Here is a 16709-nt window from a genome sequence, read left to right as displayed (position 1 = left end):
ATCTGTCGATTATCTAATTATCTTTTTCATTAAACAGATTCATCTTTTTCACCCATTTTGTCTTTTTCTCTAAAAGGAAAACATCTAAAATCAAAAGGAAAAAGCCAAATCCTAAAAACCATTGAAACTGCGATTTAAAATCGGTCATTTGGGTACTTTCGAATTCTGTTTTTTGAATATTATCCAATGCATTTTTTACATAATCTATAACTTCTTTAGTAGAATTTCCGTCTACATAGCCTCCGCCAGAACTTTTAGCAATGTCTTTTAAAACTTCTGCATTTCGTTTGGTAATGACCACTTCTCCATTTTGATCGCGCTGAAAACTCTCCACAATTCTGTTTCTTTTTAGTGGAATCGTTCCGCCTTTTTCCGTTCCAACACCTATTGTCATTATTTTTAAACCTAACTTTTTAGCTTCTTCTGCTGCTTGTTTGGCGCTGTCTGAATGATCTTCACCATCTGTAATAATGATTAGAAGTTTGTTGGTTTTATCTTTTTTATCAATGAAAGTGGTTGCCAAATTTATTGCTTGATCAATCGAAGTTCCTTGCGATGAAATCATTCCGGGATTCATACTTTGCAAAAACATTTTACCAACACTATAATCTGTGGTGATGGGTAAAACTGGGAAAGCGCTTCCAGAATAAGCAATGATTCCGATTCGGTCGTTGCCTAAATTATTGATGATTTGCGAAACCAATTGCTTGCTTTTTTCCAATCGGCTTGGCGCAACGTCTTCGGCAAGCATACTTTTTGAAACATCGACAGCAAAAATAATATCAATTCCTTCTCGTTTTACGGTTTCTAATTTTGTTCCGATTTTTGGATTTACCAAACCAATAATCAGACATGTCAACGCTAATAAAATTACAACCAATTTTAACGCAGGTTTGAAAGTTGATTTTTCCGGGCTTAATTTTTTGATTAATTCCAGATCACCAAACTCGCGTTGTTTTTTTCTTTTCCAGAATTGAATATACAAGAAAAGCAATGCCATCAGCGGAATGACAGCCAAGAAATACAAATACCATTTTTCTTCTAACTCGTACATGTTCAATTATGAATTATGAATTTTAAATTATGAATTTTCATCTGCATAGTGCCTATTCGTATTTCGTAATTATATAAAACTTCTGTAAATTGTGTTTCTCAAACCAAATTCCACCAAAACTAAAATCCCCGCAATCCAAACAAATGGTCTGTATTTTTCATCATAATCATAGAATTTTAATTCCTGAATTTCAGTAGTTTCTAGTTTGTTGATTTCGGAATAAATGGATTCTAATTTACTGTTGCTGCTTGCACGGAAATATTTTCCACCCGTATTTCGGGCAATAGTTTGTAGCAATTTAACATCAATTTCAACGGGCATCATTCGGAATAAAAATCCGCCATTCGGGCCATAAGCATATGGAAATAGTGCATTCCCGTTGGTTCCAATTCCGATGGTGTAAACCTTAATTCCGTATTCTTTTGCGATTTGAGAAGCAGTTTCGGGTTCAATAAATCCAGCATTGTTAACACCATCCGTCAAAAGAATAATCACTTTGCTTTTGGCTTTGCTGTCTTTCAAACGGTTTACAGCTGTTGTTAAACCCATTCCAATTCCAGTTCCATCCTGTAGCACATTGTTGTATTCAATGCTTTTAATTGCTTGTTGGACAACAGCTTTGTCGCTTGTAACCGGTGTTTTCGTATACGCTTCAGAAGCATAAACTACGATTCCGATTCGGTCATTTGGCCTTCCTTCAACAAAATTTTCGGCTACTTTTTTTAAAGCTTCCATACGGTTTGGCTTTAAATCTTTAGCTAGCATACTTCCCGAAACGTCAATCGCCATTACGATGTCAATTCCTTTTGTAGATTTTGTTTGACTGCTGATATCCACTTTTCTTGGTCGCGCCATCGCAATAATCAATGAACTCAACGCTAATAAACGCAATACAAATAAGAACGGTTTTAATTTGGCCAACAGCGATTTTTGCGCTTTGAAACCTTTAACTGAACTTATTTTTAAAGTGGCAGTTTGCTGTTTTCTTTTCCAAATAAACCATGCAACAGCTGCCGGAAGTAGTAAAAACAACCAGAAGAATTCAGGATTTAAAAAACTAACGTCTTTCATTATTGTGCTGGTGTTTGTAATTCAACCGAGTTTAACATTCGATCAGAAATTTGTTTTCCGTATTTATCGTCTTCTTTATACATTACGGTTATTTGTTGGATGCCGCCATTTTGTCCAAAAATTATGACTTCATAATACATCTTGGTCGATTTGTTTCTAATTTTATCAATAATAGTCATTGTACCATAAGCTTTCTTGCCCGAAATGCCCTTTTGCGTATCAAAATCTTCTGTTTTGACAATGATGTTTGTCGCACCTTGTTGCTCGAATAATTTCAATGAAGTTTCGGCAACCTTATCTAAATCCAATTGACTTTCCTGTTTGAATTTAGTTGTGTTGACCACGATGTAAAAATCGTCTACTAAACTACCATAAATAAAGGTTTGCATTTCTTTTATCAAGGCAGCCGCATCTTTTGGAAGCGATTTGGAAGCATCAATTCGTTTTAAAACTTTTGGTGTTTCAATTTTAACGCCCGGATTTCCATATTCGCTGTAAATCCATTTTCCTTCTACTAATTCTTTAGTTGGATTCCCGATAAGATTATCTTTTACATAGTCAAATCCTTTGAAATAGATCAATCCCAAAACAAAAATAAATAGCATTGCAAAAGCAATTCCGATAGCGGAAATGATTCTTGTCCGTTTTTGTTTTTTTAGCTTTTCTAATCGCGCTAACTCTTTTTGTTGTTCGTTCCATTCTGTTAATTCGTCATCAACTACTACAATTTCTGGAATCGATTTGTGAATGGTTACAATCGAATTTGAAATCCGTTTTTTGTCTTCTTCAATTTCAAAATCCAGTGGTTTTACTTTAGCGAATTTTACTAAATCAGCTTGCATCAGAACTTTTTCGAGATTCTGAACGGTTTCGTTTGAAAGCTTTAATTTTTGTTGTTTTGCCGCTTTTCGCAAGGCTTCTATTAGTTCAGAGGTAGTGCTTTCCATTGCTGGAATATGAATTTCTTCTTCAATATAATTACGAGCAATATCGGTTAATTCAGAATAATAATGCTTGATTTCCCCTTTCTGCCAAAGTTCTTTTCCTTCCAATTGTTGTAATAAAGTCGTCGCTTTTTCGATTGGCGATTTGAAAATGATTTCTTCAACTTTAGGTTCGCTTTGTCTTTTCTTGATGTATTTGTAAATGAAATAACCAGCAACACCAATTGCAAAAAGGATTAAAAGATAAATCCACCAAGTTCCAAGCGGACTTTCAACCTTAGCGATATCTTTAATGTCGTACATTTTTTGTTTCAATGTATCGACTTTTACATCATTAACTTCTACTTTAATACTGTCTGAAAATACCGGTTTTCCATTAATTAAAACCGGAATTCTCGGAATCATATATTTTCCGCTATCGAATTGCGTTAGACCATAATTCTTGATTAATTGGTAACGCGCGCCGCTTTTAACCGTATCCATTTTATACGATTGAATAACTTCAAGAGCTCCAAAGTTTTTAGCTTCCGGAAATTTTACTTTCGATAAAGTATCCACATCTGTTTTCAGCGTAAGCTTGAATTCGGCACCAATTTTATTTTTGGTAACATTCACCAACGTCGTCACTTTTTGGGCAAAAAGCGAAGATGTGAAAAGTAATAATATATATAATTTAATTCTCATTTATTTTTTTATTTAACCGCAAAGAGCACAAGGTTTTCACAAGTTTCGCAAAGATGAAATTTTAAACAACAAAGCTGGTGTACTGTGCGTATATTTTTGCGAACCTTGCGGTTAAACTTTTATCTCGATTTAAAATAACCCAATAATTTTGTAACGTAACTTTCGTCAACACGAGTATTAACCGTTCCTGAACCACATTTTGAAAAGATATCTTTAAAGTAATTCACTTTTTCTTGATAGTGTTTTTCATAACTCAAGCGCGCTTTTTTTGAACCGGTATTTACCACTAAAATCTCTCCAGTTTCAGCATCTTCCATTTCGACCATTCCGATATTTGGCATTTTTTCTTCCCGAATATCATAGACGCGAACTCCCGTAATATCGTGTTTTTTTGCAGCAATTTTTAATGTTTTTTCGTAATCGTCATCGACCATAAAATCAGAAATCACGAATACAATCGCTTTCTTTTTTTGTGTTCCTGATAAGAATTTTAAGGCTTGTGACAAATCGGTTTTATTGCTTTTAGGTTTAAATTCAATTAACTCACGGATGATTCGCAAAACATGAGATTTTCCCTTTTTTGGCGGAATGTACAATTCGATTTGGTCTGAAAATAAGATCAACCCAATTTTATCATTATTCTGTGTCGCCGAAAAAGCCATCGTTGCCGCGATTTCAGTTACGATTTCACTTTTCAATTGGTTTTTGGTTCCAAATCCTTCCGAACCCGAAATATCAACCATTAGCATCATGGTTAATTCGCGTTCTTCTTCAAAAACTTTCACGTAAGGTTCGTTATAACGCGCCGTAACATTCCAGTCAATCGCACGTATGTCGTCACCAAATTGGTATTGTCGCACTTCTGAAAACGTCATACCACGGCCTTTAAACGACGTGTGGTATTCGCCCGAGAAGATATGATCGCTCAGTCTTCGGGTTTTGATTTCGATTTTACGAACTTTTTTGAGTAAGTCTTTTGTTTCCATTTTTTTAGCCTTCAGCGGTTAGCCTTCAGCTATTAGCTATCAGTATTATGCTGACTGCTGACTGCTGAAAGCTAGAAGCTAATTTAAGGTACTTCGATTTCGTTAACGATTTTGTTGATGATGTCAACAGAAGTAATGTTTTCCGCTTCAGCTTCATAAGTGATGCCAATTCTGTGACGCAACACATCATGAACTACAGCACGAACGTCTTCTGGAATTACATAACCACGACGTTTGATGAAAGCATAACATTTAGCAGCGTTCGCCAAGTTGATACTTCCTCGAGGAGAAGCTCCAAATCCAATCAATGGTTTTAAACTTTCTAATTTATATTTTTCAGGATAACGTGTTGCAAAGACAATATCTAAGATGTATTTTTCGATTTTTTCATCCATATACACTTCTCGAACGGCTTCTTGTGCTCTTAGAATTTGTTCGACAGAAACTACGGCATTTACTTTTTCGTAAGCACCTTTAAGATTCTGACGAATAACCATTCGTTCTTCGTCCATTTTTGGATAATCGATCACGGTTTTCAACATAAATCGATCCACTTGCGCTTCTGGTAACGGATACGTACCTTCTTGCTCAATGGGGTTTTGCGTAGCCAAAACTAAAAAGGGTCGGTCTAATTTAAAAGTGGTATCGCCAATCGTAACTTGTTTTTCTTGCATCGCTTCTAGCAAAGCAGACTGCACTTTGGCTGGCGCACGATTGATCTCATCGGCTAGAACGAAATTTGCAAAAATTGGTCCTTTTTTGATTGAGAATTCGTTGGCTTTAATATTATAAATCATGGTTCCCACAACATCGGCGGGCAATAAATCTGGCGTAAATTGGATACGGCTGAAACTTCCTTGAACCGCTTGCGATAGCGTGTTTATGGCTAAAGTTTTTGCTAATCCGGGTACGCCTTCTAACAAAATGTGTCCTTGACCCAAAAGTCCAATTAGCAATCGTTCTATCATGTGTTTTTGGCCGACAATGACTTTGTTCATTTCCATAGTCAGCAAGTCAATAAAAGCACTTTCTCTTTCTATTTTTTCATTAATTGCTCTAATGTCTAAAGCTGTACCATTTTCTTCCATAGTTACTCTATTTATTCTAATGTGAGACCGTTATAAATTTAACATTTCAAAAATGAAAATTTTATCCCGTAACAGATGTTAACAATGCGTTAAAACTTTAGAAATCGTCACCATTTTAAGGATGATTTATGATTTTCTTTTTATAATTTTAAGACCGAATACGTTTGCGGAAATTTTCGTTGGCAAAATACTAAAATTTTCGAAATTCATTAAAAACTTCCATAACAGTAAAAAAGAAATTAAAATGAAAACAAAATTATCGCCCATCGTTGCCGGAACTATGAATTGGGGAATTTGGGACAAGAAATTAGCTACCTCGGAAATGGAGCATCTCATGAATATTTGCATCGAAAATAAAATAACGACTTTTGATCTTGCGGATATTTACGGAGATTATACTACAGAATCTGATTTTGGTAAAGCTTTTAAGCAAAGTAAAATCGACAGAAAGAAAATGCAGCTAATTTCAAAATGTGGAATTCAGCATACTAATGGAAGAAATAATCCGGTTAAGCATTATGATTATTCGAAAAAGTATATTATTTGGTCGGTAGAAAACTCTTTAAAAAACTTGCAAACGGATTATATTGATGTTTTATTATTGCACCGACCAAGTCCGTTAATGGTTGCTGATGAAATTGCTGAGGCTGTTGCCCAATTAAAAAAAGAAGGGAAAATTATTGACTTTGGACTTTCCAATTTTACGCCATCGCAAACCGAATTAATCCGTCAAAAAACAGAAGTTAATTACAACCAGATACAGTTTTCAGCTACGCATCACGAAGCAATGGTCGACGGAAGTTTAGATTATATGGAGTTGCATAAAATTCGCCCAATGTCCTGGAATCCGCTTGGAACAGTTTTTAGAGAAGACATTGAGCAAACTAGAAGACTTAAGAAACTCTTGGCACAGTTGGTTGAAAAATACCATTTGGGATCCGATACTATTCTTTTGGCATGGGTTATGAAACATCCTGCCAAGGTTATTCCAGTTGCGGGAACTGTTAATATTGCCCGAATTCAGGCCTTAATGAAAGCCGTTGAAATGGAGTTGGATCCGTTGGATTGGTTTGCCATTTGGACCGAAAGTATGGGAAATAAAGTGCCTTAAAAAAGAGCATTCAGTGTTCAGTAATTAGTTGGCAGCAACTGAACACTAAAAAAATTACCACTGACCACTTTATGATAAATAAGCGTCTTTTGATTAAAAACCTTTTAGCTCACAATGATGAGAGCAGTTTTTATGATAAAAAGCGTCAGTTGAATTTACATACTAAAGAAGGAAAGGCGAAGTTTTTGAAACACATTTGCGCGTTGTCGAATTCTAATCCTTCCAATAATTCTTACATTGTTGTTGGTGTCGAAGATCAGGACAACGAAATTGTTGGCGATGATTTTTTTGATGACAGTCGGATTCAAAATTTGGTAAATGCGTATTTGGAAAATCCACCAAAAATTCAATATGAGAATGTCCCGTTTCCGAATCTTTCCAAAGATAAAGTAGTGGGATTGGTCACCATTAAGCCCAAGAATAAAACTTCGAGGTTCAAAAAAAACATTCATACTATTTTGGCAAATAGTGTTTTTGTTCGTATCGGAAGCAATACGATGCCCACGGAAGATAAGATTCCGTATTCAAAACAGAATATTGAAACGGTTATCAGTATCGAAAATGGCTCGCATAATAGCATTGCACACACTTTGGATGGCGTAGTCGATTTTATATATAACCGGCATAAAGACATGACCTCAAAATATAATGTTTTTAAAGAATTGTTCGTTATTTGCTGGGCCGGTGTTCCAAAAAAAATTAGGGATGTAACCTATCTTTCACGGGTCGATATTGAATTAATAAACGAACAAGTCAAGCTATTTTATTCTGCGCTTGATGTGGTTTCCATTAGCTATAATGAGCAAAGTTTTACTATTGTTGAATATGTGCCACTCGGGTTGAATGATAAAACAAGTTATTATCCATTGGAACAATTGACGATTCATTTTTTTGACAACGGTTATTATAAAATGGAAAACAAAATGTTGTTTGAGCCACCAGCTTACAACAAAAAAATGCTGCATCATATTTATAATTCAAATATCAGCTTGATTCATAAAATGCAAAAAGGAATGGTGTTATCAGAACGCGATGATAAAGATCTGGAAAATCTTCCCTCAACTTTGATGATTTGTTACCTCAATGGTTTTGATAACGCAAAACAGAAACTAGTAGAAGCGAAACCATTATTAAAGGCACAGAAAAGCCCAACAGTTTATTTGAGTTTTAAAGAAGCTATGCGAATATTACGGAAAATGAAATACGATTCGGAAACTAAATAACTATTTAAGGCTGTTGATTATTTTTTCTTCAGAATCGCTTAACAAGACTATGTTGTACTTCTTCCAGAATTCTTCTGTGTATTTATTCCCATTTTCAAATAAACTTCTCTCTTTGTATTTTTTGTCTTTAGCCAACTTGAACTCTCCTTCAGCATAATCCAATGTGGTCATATCATAGACGCTTTCAAATGTATTATTTATCATTTTGCCAAACTTCATATAGAAATTAATCTTAATCTGATTGTAAATCATTACATATTTATCGCCATCTATTTTAAACTTTGTTTTTCGGGCAAAATCATTAAATTTTGCTTTAGCGATTATTAAATTATGAAGAATATTAAATTTTTTATGCTCAGGAGAAAAGCGTAAATCAATCTCCAATATGAGTTTAGTTTTAGCATCGTATGTTACGGAGCCTTCATATATTTGTTCCTCTTCAACGCCTGCTTTTGGCTGAATGGTTATAACTTCAATGCTATTTCCGTTCTCCTCTGTTTTGGTTTCAACTTCAAAAAAATAATTATCATCTTTTATTATTTTACTTACTGCTTTAAAGTTATAAGCAGTAGTAACAGCATCCCTTATATCATTTAAATTGACAGACTGAATGGCTTTTTCTCTTTCGGAAGCCTTTTCATCCTTTAAATCAAAAACTCGGCTTTGCCTTACCTCTACTTCAGAAGCGCCACTTTTCCTTTTCACATAATAATCTACAAGACCTTCAGAAAAGGAAGTGTATTTAGTGTCAACATTTACAAATTCACGATAATAGGTGTTGAGTAGTATTGATCGCTCCAATTTCTCTTTTGAAGCATCGATAGCATTAATAAGCAATTCTTTTCCAGGTCTGTGATTTATGACTACTTCATCCAATATAAAGGATTTTGGCGTTAGCAGTATTTCGATTTCGCTGTCATTTTTGTTAATGGTATGCGTTTCTGAATTATATAGCAAATGCGTAAACTCTATTTTGCTGCTATTTTCCGGCAGTGTTATGCGGAACTTTCCATCCTCATTTGAAATAGTTCCCAAATTGGAATTGCTTACACCAATGGAAACGCTTTGTATGGGCACTAAAGAAGAAATGTCTTTGATAATTCCAGAAATAGTTTTTGATTGTGAAAAACTGAAATTAATAAAAAGAATTAAAAAAATGGCGCAAATTTTTTTCATATATGAAAGAATTTTGGGTTATAAAATGCAACTTCAAAAGTAAATAATTTTCCAAGTAAAATAACATGCTACGTTTATTTCTGTTATTTTTACATTTATAGTATGTATATGAAACGAACATTAGTAATTGGCGATATTCATGGTGGATTGAAAGCTTTGAGACAAGTTTTAGAAAGAGCCGTTGTCACGAATGAGGATACCTTAATTTTTCTCGGAGATTATGTAGATGGCTGGAGTGAATCGCCACAAGTCATAGATTTTCTAATGGAGGTAAGTAGAACTAATGAATGCATTTTCCTTCGTGGAAATCACGATGAATTACTGCTGGATTGGATGCTAAATGACAATAAAAACATTGATGAAGGAATGTGGTTCAAACACGGCGGAAAAGCAACTGTTTTGGCCTATTCCTGCGTGACCAATGAAAAAAAGCACATTCACATGGAGTTTCTTAGGTCGCTGAAGGATTTTTATTTAGACGAACAAAATCGATTGTTTATTCATGCGGGATTTACTAACATCAATGGGGTAGAACACGAATATTTTCCAAGAATGTTTTATTGGGATCGATCCCTTTGGGAAATGGCATTGGCATTGAACGAATCCTTTCCGAAAGACAGTTTGTATTATCCAAAAAGATTCACTTTATATGATGAAATTTATATCGGGCACACGCCAGTAACTAAAATAAACGAAATCGTTCCCATTAACAAAGCTTGCGTTTGGAATGTGGACACTGGAGCAGCCTTCATGGGACCATTAACGTTGATGGATATTGATACGAAACAGTTTTGGCAAAGCGAACCCCTATACGAATTGTATTTTAACGAGAAAGGAAGGAATTAGATTTTTGATTTATTCAGTGCTTCATACAATTCGGCTGTAAGTCTTGGGTCAGAATTTTCAAAATCTGTATATTTGCAATTAAAATAAAATAAAATGAGAAGAATAATTACATTAGTCGCCATTGTATTCGTGAGTTTGGCAAACGCGCAAGCTTTTAAAGGAAAAGGGGATATGAAATTACAAGTTGGCGCAACATTACAAGAACATGCTGCCGGTATTGCAACTACTTATGATTATGGTCTTGGAGAAAATATTTCGATTGGCGGACAAATATCGTACTTGTTAAATACAACAAATGCCGTTGGGACGCCAAAATTTGATGATCGATTTGATGCTAAATTTCGTTTCAATGCTAACATTGGAAACGTTTTAAAAATTAGTGATAAATTCGATGTATATCCAGGCTTAGATTTGGGGTTACGTAATTTTGGAGCGCATCTAGGAGCACGTTATTTTTTTACTAATGGATTTGGAATTTATACAGAAGCCGGAATTCCATTAGCAAAATACAATACAAATGCTGAAGGATATGAGCGTCTTAACAATCAGTTTGTATTTCAAATTGGAGCATCTTTTAATTTATAGTCATGAGTGTTATAGATAAAAAGTTAGACGAGAGAAGTGGCTCTAAATGCGAAATGTGTGGCGCTACTGAAGATTTAAGAATTCACCTCACTAAAGAAGAAGCCATTTCACTTGACAATTCTGTTTTGGTATGTAAAACGTGCAAAGACCAAATAGAGAATACCACAGCAACAGATGCTAATCATTGGAGGTGTCTGAGCGAAAGTATGTGGAATGAGAATAAACCGGTACAAGTTGTAGCATGGCGTATGCTGAACCGATTACGATCTGAAGGTTGGCCACAGGATTTACTCGACATGATGTATCTTGATGAAGAAACCTTAGTTTGGGCGGGCGCAACTGGTGAAGGAGAAGATGAAGAGGGTAAAATAGTTCATAAAGACGGTAACGGGAATATTCTAAAAGATGGCGATTCGGTTGTTTTAACAAAGGATTTGGATGTAAAAGGAGCTAATTTTACAGCAAAACGTGGTGCTGCCGTTCACAATATTAAATTGGTTTGGGACAATGCGGAACAAATTGAAGGAAGAGTTGACGGACAGCATATTGTTATTTTGACACAATACGTGAAGAAAACGAAATAGTTCAATTTTACTGTAAATTTAAAAGCGTCCCGAATCCAATAGAATCGGGACGCTTTTTTATGTTTATTCCGGTTGTAAATTGACCGTTAAAGATTGTGCTATTACATGACAAACATTCGCCGGAACGTTAATTGGTGGTGCTATAAAGGTTTGGTATCCTTCTTTTGTAACTGTTATAGTGTAGGTGCCAATTCGTTCTCCAGCTCCGAAGAATGTGGTATCCAAACCTGAAAGATTATACAAAACTTCCTGATACGAACCATCTACAGCTAAAACCTGAACGCCATCAACTAAGGGTTGTTGCGTAACAGCGTCAAGAACCACAACATTTAATCCGTACACAAATTCTGTGGTACAAACAATTGGGTCTTCACTGCTTTCGCATGAAGTAGTCAATAATAAAGGGGTTAATAGGAATACAAATAGTAATTTTTTCATAGTTCTAAAAATATTGGTTTAACCCTAGATAGGATTTGGCATATAAAGTTGCGTAAAAAAGCCGACTAAATTTAGTTGATTTTGAATTTTTTATAAAAAGGAGGTATTGCAAATCAAAATTAATTTGGTGTATTCAGGGCAAACTAATAGTATAATTAATTGTATTTGTTTGTCTCCTCAGCTGTGCTTTCCATTCATTACAACCCCATTCACGACTACCACTAGTTGCTCTCTTGCCACCTAAGAAAACTACCAATTTCTTAATTGACTTTACCTTTAACCAAGTAACTTCATATTTTTTATAAAGGGACAAAACTTATAATTATAGATTGAAATTTCAATCAATTATGCATATACTTGCAAGATTTATTATTAAAATCACAAAAAAACAAATTAACCTAACCAAATTTTAAAAATTATTATAATGAAAAAACTAAGTCTTATTGTATTGCTAATAATTTCAAATTGCTATAGCCAAGAAATTAATACAGATATCAGAGAGTATATATCTTTTAAAGAAGGGACAACTTATTTTGTTAAGTCTAATGACTCAAAATATAATAAGATTGTTAATGACATTTTAATAAAATATTGGACAGTAAATAAATTTGAAATGATTACTTCCAATCAAGTCGAAAAATTAAAAGGAGACAGTTCCTTCTTTGTTGATCAGGTTGAGTACAGTTTTTCTAGAACAGGAGGAACAACAGGAGCTTTAAACATGGAATATGGAGTGCCAAAACTTGCGATGTTTAAAGAATATAAAAAAGGCGCGCCCAAAGGGGTTATGTCTTTAATACAATTAGATAAAATATCGCCAATAGAAATCCTTGTTGGAATACAGCTTCTACAAAGTCAAATTAATTTTGTTTTCGAATTGAACACGAAAAAAGATTTAGATTTAAAAGATTTACTGGAAGAAGTAATCGAAAAAAAGAAAAACACGATAAAGGAAAAAACATTATACCTAACCCGAAGCAATCTTAAAGATGATATCGACAGCGAGGAGGAAATGAAAAAAATATATAAACATAAACTTGAATTTACTACCGAGGACAGAATACAACAAGCAATTGTAGATCAAAAAGAAGATGTGGTTTATGCGAAAGTGATGAATTACCGGAATTTAAAATTTGTCCTTTTTATCAATGCAAAAAATAGCGAACTGCTGTATGGACGTGTAATGACAGGATTCAATCAAGCACAAATAGGGCCTAAATTTTTCAAAGATATTAATGAATAATTAGTATAGTTAAACAAAAAAGTCCCGATATATTCGGGACTTTTTTGTTGGGATATATTTCAAGATTACAAATCAAATTTAATTCCTTGCGCTAAGGGTAAACTAGTAGTATAATTGATTGTATTTGTTTGTCTTCTCATATACACTTTCCAGGCATCAGAACCTGATTCTCTTCCACCACCCGTTTCTTTTTCACCACCAAAAGCACCGCCGATTTCAGCTCCGGAAGTTCCGATGTTTACGTTAGCGATTCCACAATCAGAACCCGCTACAGATAAAAAGGCTTCTGCTTCACGAAGATTGTTGGTCATAATGGCTGAGGATAAACCTTGAGCTACGCCGTTTTGAACAGCAATAGCATCATGAACATCTCCAGCATATTTTAATAAATATAAAACAGGTGCGAATGTTTCGCGCTGAACGATTTCAAATGAATTTTTAGCTTCTGCAATCGCCGGTTTTACGTAACAGCCACTTTCATATCCAGCGCCAGATAAAACGCCGCCTTCAACCAAGATTTTTCCACCTTCTTCCACAACTTTTGACAGTGCTTTGTTGTACATTTCAACAGCATGCGTATCGATAAGTGGTCCAACGTGATTGTTTTGATCTAGTGGATTTCCGATTCTTAATTGACTATAAGCGCCAACAATAGCGTCTCTTACTTTGTCATAAATACTTTCGTGGATGATCAAACGGCGTGTTGAAGTACAACGTTGTCCTGCAGTTCCAACAGCTCCAAATACGGCACCGATAACGGTCATTTTGATGTCGGCATCTGGAGTTACGATAATGGCGTTGTTTCCGCCTAATTCTAATAAAGAATTTCCTAAACGCGCCGCACAAGCCTGAGCTACAATTTTACCCATACGAGTAGAACCAGTTGCTGAAATCAAAGGAATTCGTTTGTCATGCGTCATTAATTCACCTACTTTATAATCTCCGTTTATCAAACAAGAAATTCCTTCCGGAAGGTTATTTTCTTTTAAAACTTCGGCAATGATATTTTGGCATGCGATGCCACATAAAGGTGTTTTTTCAGAGGGTTTCCAAACGCAAACATCTCCAGCAATCCAAGCTAAGGCTGTGTTCCAAGCCCAAACTGCCACCGGAAAGTTGAATGCAGAAATGATTCCGACTACGCCAAGCGGATGGTATTGCTCGTACATTCTGTGTCCAGGACGCTCCGAGTGCATGGTTAATCCGTGAAGCTGACGTGAAAGTCCAACAGCGAAATCACAGATATCGATCATTTCCTGAACTTCTCCATAACCTTCTTGCAAAGATTTCCCCATTTCGTAAGAAACTAATTTTCCTAAGGCATCTTTGTTTTTACGTAATTTTTCACCAAACTGACGTACGATTTCACCACGTTGAGGCGCTGGCATTAGTTTGAATGTTTTGAAAGCAGCAGTTGCTGATTGCATTACTTTTTCGTAATCTTCGGCGGTTGTTGCTTTAACTTTTCCGATTAATTGTCCGTCTACCGGAGAATAGGATTCGAAAGCTTCTCCATTTGAAAACCAGCTGTTTCCTGTTGAAGTTCCTTCGTTTATGGCTTTTACTCCAAGAGTTTCTAGCGCTTCGGTCATGCCGAATTGTTTAGCAATTGTTGACATTATATATTATTTATGTTTTGATTTTTAAAAAACCTGATGCAAAAATAGTGGTTTATTTTTGAATTACAACCCTAGCCCTGATTGCAACGGAAATCCTTTTATGGAATGCAATGGAATAAAAGATTGAAGTGTAAAGCGGGAAACAGCTCCTGAAAAAATTTAACCATATAAGATATGTTAGAAAAGACTTCGATGAACTTATATTTCTTATATGGTACAAAAACCAAAATGGATATTGTGAATTATTTTGCTGTAAATCGCGGATCAGTTTCCATTACGGTTCCACATTTATCACACGTTCGCAATTCTTTTGAGTTATAGAAATGTTCGAAATGCCGCAGAAAATCTTTTTCGATATCGGTTAGTGGAAAATAGACTTCGTAGAGTTTGTGGTTGCAGTTGTCGCAAAACCAAAGCAAGCCGTCTTTTGCATCAGAACCTGCACGTTTTCTTTCTATTACTAAGCCAATGGAGTCTTTACTTCTGTTTGGAGAATGTGGTGTTTTTGCCGGATGCAGGTACATGTCGCCAGCAGAAAGAGACATAGCTTTCTTTTCGCCGTCGTCCTGAACATAGACGGTTATTTCGCCTTCGAGCTGATAGAATAATTCTTCAGTTTCGTTATAATGATAGTCTTTTCGGGCGTTTGGACCAGCAACTACCATTACGATATAGTCTTCGGAATCGATATACAGATTCTTATTTCCAACAGGGGGTTTCAATAAATGACGGTTGTTTTCGAGCCATTTCGTGAGGTTGAATGGTTTTGATATGGACATGATAAAATGTTTTCACGAAGTTAGTAAAAATAAAAAAGGCTAGCGCGAACTAACCTTTTAAAATTTATTTGGTTTCCTTAATCAGATAAATGAAGGAAGGAAAGTGATCGCTATAACCAATTTCGGTAGCGCCGTGTCTTAATGGGTAACCTTTATATTGTCCGATGGTTGTTATCATATAAGGTTTGTTGTAAATTCCAGCTTTCCAGTAACGGAAAGAAGAGCGATCATTTTGAATCAAACTTTCAGAAACCAGAATTTGGTCAAATATATCTCCGGCGTCACGATAGAAAAGGGTTGCATTTCCTTTGTAGAACATTTCTTCAAATGGGTTGTATACCCCATATGGTTTTACTTCCTCTTTTTTACGCATTGCTCCAATGCCTTCTTTTACACTTTTATTGTAAGTTCCGTCATTCAAATCACCCATGGTTATAATTTTGGCATTTGGATTTATTTTGTAAAGGGAATCCATTATTTTCCGATTTAATCTTCCCGCAGCTTCTCGGAAAGGAGAACTTTTTTTCTCACCACCAGACCGTGATGGCCAGTGATTTACCATGACATTAATTTCTTCACCATCAAGAAAACCGGTTACTAACAGAATATCTCTGGTATACACTCTTTCCGAACTTGCTTCAACCTCAGATTTATCATCAGAAGCATCATCTGTTGCATTTTTTCGTTTGGCATTAGCGTTCATTTGATTTTTATAAATCAGTAAAGGGATATTTTTATAACTAGTAGGTTTAAAGTGTTTTTTTTGATAAAGTAACGCTACATCAATTCCCCTTCTGTCTGGAGAATCAAAGTGGACAATTCCGTAGTCTTTATTAATAAGTAAAGGTTCTTTTATAAGATCTTCGAGTACACCTCTGTTTTCAATTTCAGAACCACCAATTAATGTTGGTGCATTATTTGGGTTTTCAGTAGTGCCTATTTCTGAAATAACTCTTGCTAAATTGTGTAATTTTTGTTTGTATTTTCTGGAAGTCCAATTTTGAGCACCGTTTGGCAACCATTCTTCATCGTTGTTTGCCTGATTGATAGTATCAAATAAATTTTCGAAATTGTAAAATGCTACAGTATGCACAATGTATTTTTTTGACTGTGCATTTGAGTTAAAAATTGCGAATAAAACAAAAAAAATGGCTACTGATTTTCTAATTCTCATAAAACGTATATTAATTTAATGTCAAGTTTTATACAAACTTTGGGCCAAATGTATATAATATTATTAAAAGATGTACATTTGCCCGCTTTAAGTTTTAGTTAAGA

16 protein-coding genes are annotated in these 16709 nt (G+C 35.0%); 6 read left to right on the top strand and 10 right to left on the bottom strand.

Annotated features, from left to right (window positions below):
• Positions 1 to 13: 13 nt before the first annotated feature.
• The 5 genes from PSU83_RS05905 to PSU83_RS05885 all read right to left on the bottom strand — a co-directional run bounded on the left by PSU83_RS05905 (position 14) and on the right by PSU83_RS05885 (position 5827).
• Positions 14 to 1054, bottom strand: a complete 1041-nt coding sequence (locus PSU83_RS05905) for a VWA domain-containing protein (protein ID WP_300587858.1) — start codon at positions 1052 to 1054, stop codon at positions 14 to 16.
• 69 nt (positions 1055 to 1123) lie between these two features.
• Positions 1124 to 2125: a VWA domain-containing protein gene (locus PSU83_RS05900; protein WP_300587856.1), complete on the bottom strand. Its 1002-nt coding sequence runs from the start codon at positions 2123 to 2125 to the stop codon at positions 1124 to 1126.
• Positions 2125 to 3753, bottom strand: coding sequence for a hypothetical protein (locus PSU83_RS05895; RefSeq protein ID WP_300587853.1), 1629 nt, complete (start codon positions 3751 to 3753; stop codon positions 2125 to 2127). Before PSU83_RS05895 ends, PSU83_RS05900 begins: the two co-directional genes overlap by 1 nt.
• Before the next feature lie 119 nt (positions 3754 to 3872).
• Positions 3873 to 4739, bottom strand: a complete 867-nt coding sequence (locus PSU83_RS05890) for a DUF58 domain-containing protein (RefSeq protein WP_300587851.1) — start codon at positions 4737 to 4739, stop codon at positions 3873 to 3875.
• Between the two features lie 83 nt (positions 4740 to 4822).
• Positions 4823 to 5827, bottom strand: coding sequence for a MoxR family ATPase (locus PSU83_RS05885; RefSeq protein WP_300587849.1), 1005 nt, complete (start codon positions 5825 to 5827; stop codon positions 4823 to 4825).
• A 244-nt stretch (positions 5828 to 6071) separates the two neighbouring features.
• Between PSU83_RS05885 and PSU83_RS05880 the strand changes: the two genes are divergently transcribed.
• Positions 6072 to 6938, top strand: a complete 867-nt coding sequence (locus tag PSU83_RS05880) for an aldo/keto reductase (protein ID WP_300587847.1) — start codon at positions 6072 to 6074, stop codon at positions 6936 to 6938.
• Between the two features lie 71 nt (positions 6939 to 7009).
• Positions 7010 to 8161 carry an ATP-binding protein gene (locus PSU83_RS05875; RefSeq protein WP_300587845.1) on the top strand — a complete coding sequence of 384 codons (1152 nt, stop codon included), beginning with the start codon at positions 7010 to 7012 and terminating at the stop codon, positions 8159 to 8161.
• On the opposite strand, the gene PSU83_RS05870 is transcribed toward PSU83_RS05875, so the two are convergent.
• Positions 8162 to 9337 carry a carboxypeptidase-like regulatory domain-containing protein gene (locus tag PSU83_RS05870; protein ID WP_300587843.1) on the bottom strand — a complete coding sequence of 392 codons (1176 nt, stop codon included), beginning with the start codon at positions 9335 to 9337 and terminating at the stop codon, positions 8162 to 8164.
• Between the two features lie 108 nt (positions 9338 to 9445).
• Between PSU83_RS05870 and PSU83_RS05865 the strand changes: the two genes are divergently transcribed.
• The 3 genes from PSU83_RS05865 (at position 9446) to PSU83_RS05855 (ending at position 11352) form a co-directional block, all read left to right on the top strand.
• Positions 9446 to 10183, top strand: a complete 738-nt coding sequence (locus tag PSU83_RS05865) for a metallophosphoesterase (RefSeq protein ID WP_300587841.1) — start codon at positions 9446 to 9448, stop codon at positions 10181 to 10183.
• 93 nt (positions 10184 to 10276) lie between these two features.
• The gene (locus PSU83_RS05860; RefSeq protein ID WP_300587839.1) at positions 10277 to 10768 is read left to right on the top strand and encodes a DUF6646 family protein; all 492 of its coding nucleotides are present in this window, start codon (positions 10277 to 10279) and stop codon (positions 10766 to 10768) included.
• Positions 10769 to 10770: 2 nt separating this feature from the next.
• Positions 10771 to 11352, top strand: coding sequence for an alkylphosphonate utilization protein (locus tag PSU83_RS05855; RefSeq protein ID WP_300587837.1), 582 nt, complete (start codon positions 10771 to 10773; stop codon positions 11350 to 11352).
• A 63-nt stretch (positions 11353 to 11415) separates the two neighbouring features.
• On the opposite strand, the gene PSU83_RS05850 is transcribed toward PSU83_RS05855, so the two are convergent.
• Positions 11416 to 11790, bottom strand: a complete 375-nt coding sequence (locus PSU83_RS05850; protein ID WP_300587835.1) for a hypothetical protein — start codon at positions 11788 to 11790, stop codon at positions 11416 to 11418.
• A gap of 424 nt (positions 11791 to 12214) precedes the next feature.
• On the opposite strand from PSU83_RS05850, the gene PSU83_RS05845 reads away from it, so the two are divergent.
• Positions 12215 to 13033: a hypothetical protein gene (locus PSU83_RS05845; RefSeq protein WP_300587833.1), complete on the top strand. Its 819-nt coding sequence runs from the start codon at positions 12215 to 12217 to the stop codon at positions 13031 to 13033.
• Between the two features lie 65 nt (positions 13034 to 13098).
• On the opposite strand, the gene PSU83_RS05840 is transcribed toward PSU83_RS05845, so the two are convergent.
• The 3 genes from PSU83_RS05840 to PSU83_RS05830 all read right to left on the bottom strand — a co-directional run bounded on the left by PSU83_RS05840 (position 13099) and on the right by PSU83_RS05830 (position 16605).
• Positions 13099 to 14652 carry an aldehyde dehydrogenase family protein gene (locus tag PSU83_RS05840; protein ID WP_300587831.1) on the bottom strand — a complete coding sequence of 518 codons (1554 nt, stop codon included), beginning with the start codon at positions 14650 to 14652 and terminating at the stop codon, positions 13099 to 13101.
• A gap of 242 nt (positions 14653 to 14894) precedes the next feature.
• Entirely contained in the window at positions 14895 to 15431 is a 537-nt protein-coding gene (locus PSU83_RS05835) for a 3-hydroxyanthranilate 3,4-dioxygenase (protein ID WP_300587830.1), read from the bottom strand.
• 64 nt (positions 15432 to 15495) lie between these two features.
• Complete coding sequence (locus tag PSU83_RS05830) at positions 15496 to 16605, bottom strand: endonuclease/exonuclease/phosphatase family protein (RefSeq protein WP_300587828.1); 1110 nt, start codon at positions 16603 to 16605, stop codon at positions 15496 to 15498.
• Between the last annotated feature and the right edge of the window lie 104 nt (positions 16606 to 16709).

This window comes from Flavobacterium sp. (assembly GCF_029945805.1).
Taxonomy (GTDB): Bacteria; Bacteroidota; Bacteroidia; order Flavobacteriales; family Flavobacteriaceae; genus Flavobacterium.
This window is presented reverse-complemented; position numbering and strand designations above follow the sequence as displayed.

Excerpts from the sequence above, each read along its gene's own strand:
- PSU83_RS05905 (WP_300587858.1), bottom strand. The coding sequence starts at position 1,054 with ATGTACGAGTTAGAAGAAAAATGGTATTTGTATTTCTTGGCTGTCATT.
- PSU83_RS05900 (WP_300587856.1), bottom strand. The coding sequence starts at position 2,125 with ATGAAAGACGTTAGTTTTTTAAATCCTGAATTCTTCTGGTTGTTTTTA.
- PSU83_RS05895 (WP_300587853.1), bottom strand. The coding sequence starts at position 3,753 with ATGAGAATTAAATTATATATATTATTACTTTTCACATCTTCGCTTTTT.
- PSU83_RS05890 (WP_300587851.1), bottom strand. The coding sequence starts at position 4,739 with ATGGAAACAAAAGACTTACTCAAAAAAGTTCGTAAAATCGAAATCAAA.
- PSU83_RS05885 (WP_300587849.1), bottom strand. The coding sequence starts at position 5,827 with ATGGAAGAAAATGGTACAGCTTTAGACATTAGAGCAATTAATGAAAAA.
- PSU83_RS05880 (WP_300587847.1), top strand. The coding sequence starts at position 6,072 with ATGAAAACAAAATTATCGCCCATCGTTGCCGGAACTATGAATTGGGGA.
- PSU83_RS05875 (WP_300587845.1), top strand. The coding sequence starts at position 7,010 with ATGATAAATAAGCGTCTTTTGATTAAAAACCTTTTAGCTCACAATGAT.
- PSU83_RS05870 (WP_300587843.1), bottom strand. The coding sequence starts at position 9,337 with ATGAAAAAAATTTGCGCCATTTTTTTAATTCTTTTTATTAATTTCAGT.
- PSU83_RS05865 (WP_300587841.1), top strand. The coding sequence starts at position 9,446 with ATGAAACGAACATTAGTAATTGGCGATATTCATGGTGGATTGAAAGCT.
- PSU83_RS05860 (WP_300587839.1), top strand. The coding sequence starts at position 10,277 with ATGAGAAGAATAATTACATTAGTCGCCATTGTATTCGTGAGTTTGGCA.
- PSU83_RS05855 (WP_300587837.1), top strand. The coding sequence starts at position 10,771 with ATGAGTGTTATAGATAAAAAGTTAGACGAGAGAAGTGGCTCTAAATGC.
- PSU83_RS05850 (WP_300587835.1), bottom strand. The coding sequence starts at position 11,790 with ATGAAAAAATTACTATTTGTATTCCTATTAACCCCTTTATTATTGACT.
- PSU83_RS05845 (WP_300587833.1), top strand. The coding sequence starts at position 12,215 with ATGAAAAAACTAAGTCTTATTGTATTGCTAATAATTTCAAATTGCTAT.
- PSU83_RS05840 (WP_300587831.1), bottom strand. The coding sequence starts at position 14,652 with ATGTCAACAATTGCTAAACAATTCGGCATGACCGAAGCGCTAGAAACT.
- PSU83_RS05835 (WP_300587830.1), bottom strand. The coding sequence starts at position 15,431 with ATGTCCATATCAAAACCATTCAACCTCACGAAATGGCTCGAAAACAAC.
- PSU83_RS05830 (WP_300587828.1), bottom strand. The coding sequence starts at position 16,605 with ATGAGAATTAGAAAATCAGTAGCCATTTTTTTTGTTTTATTCGCAATT.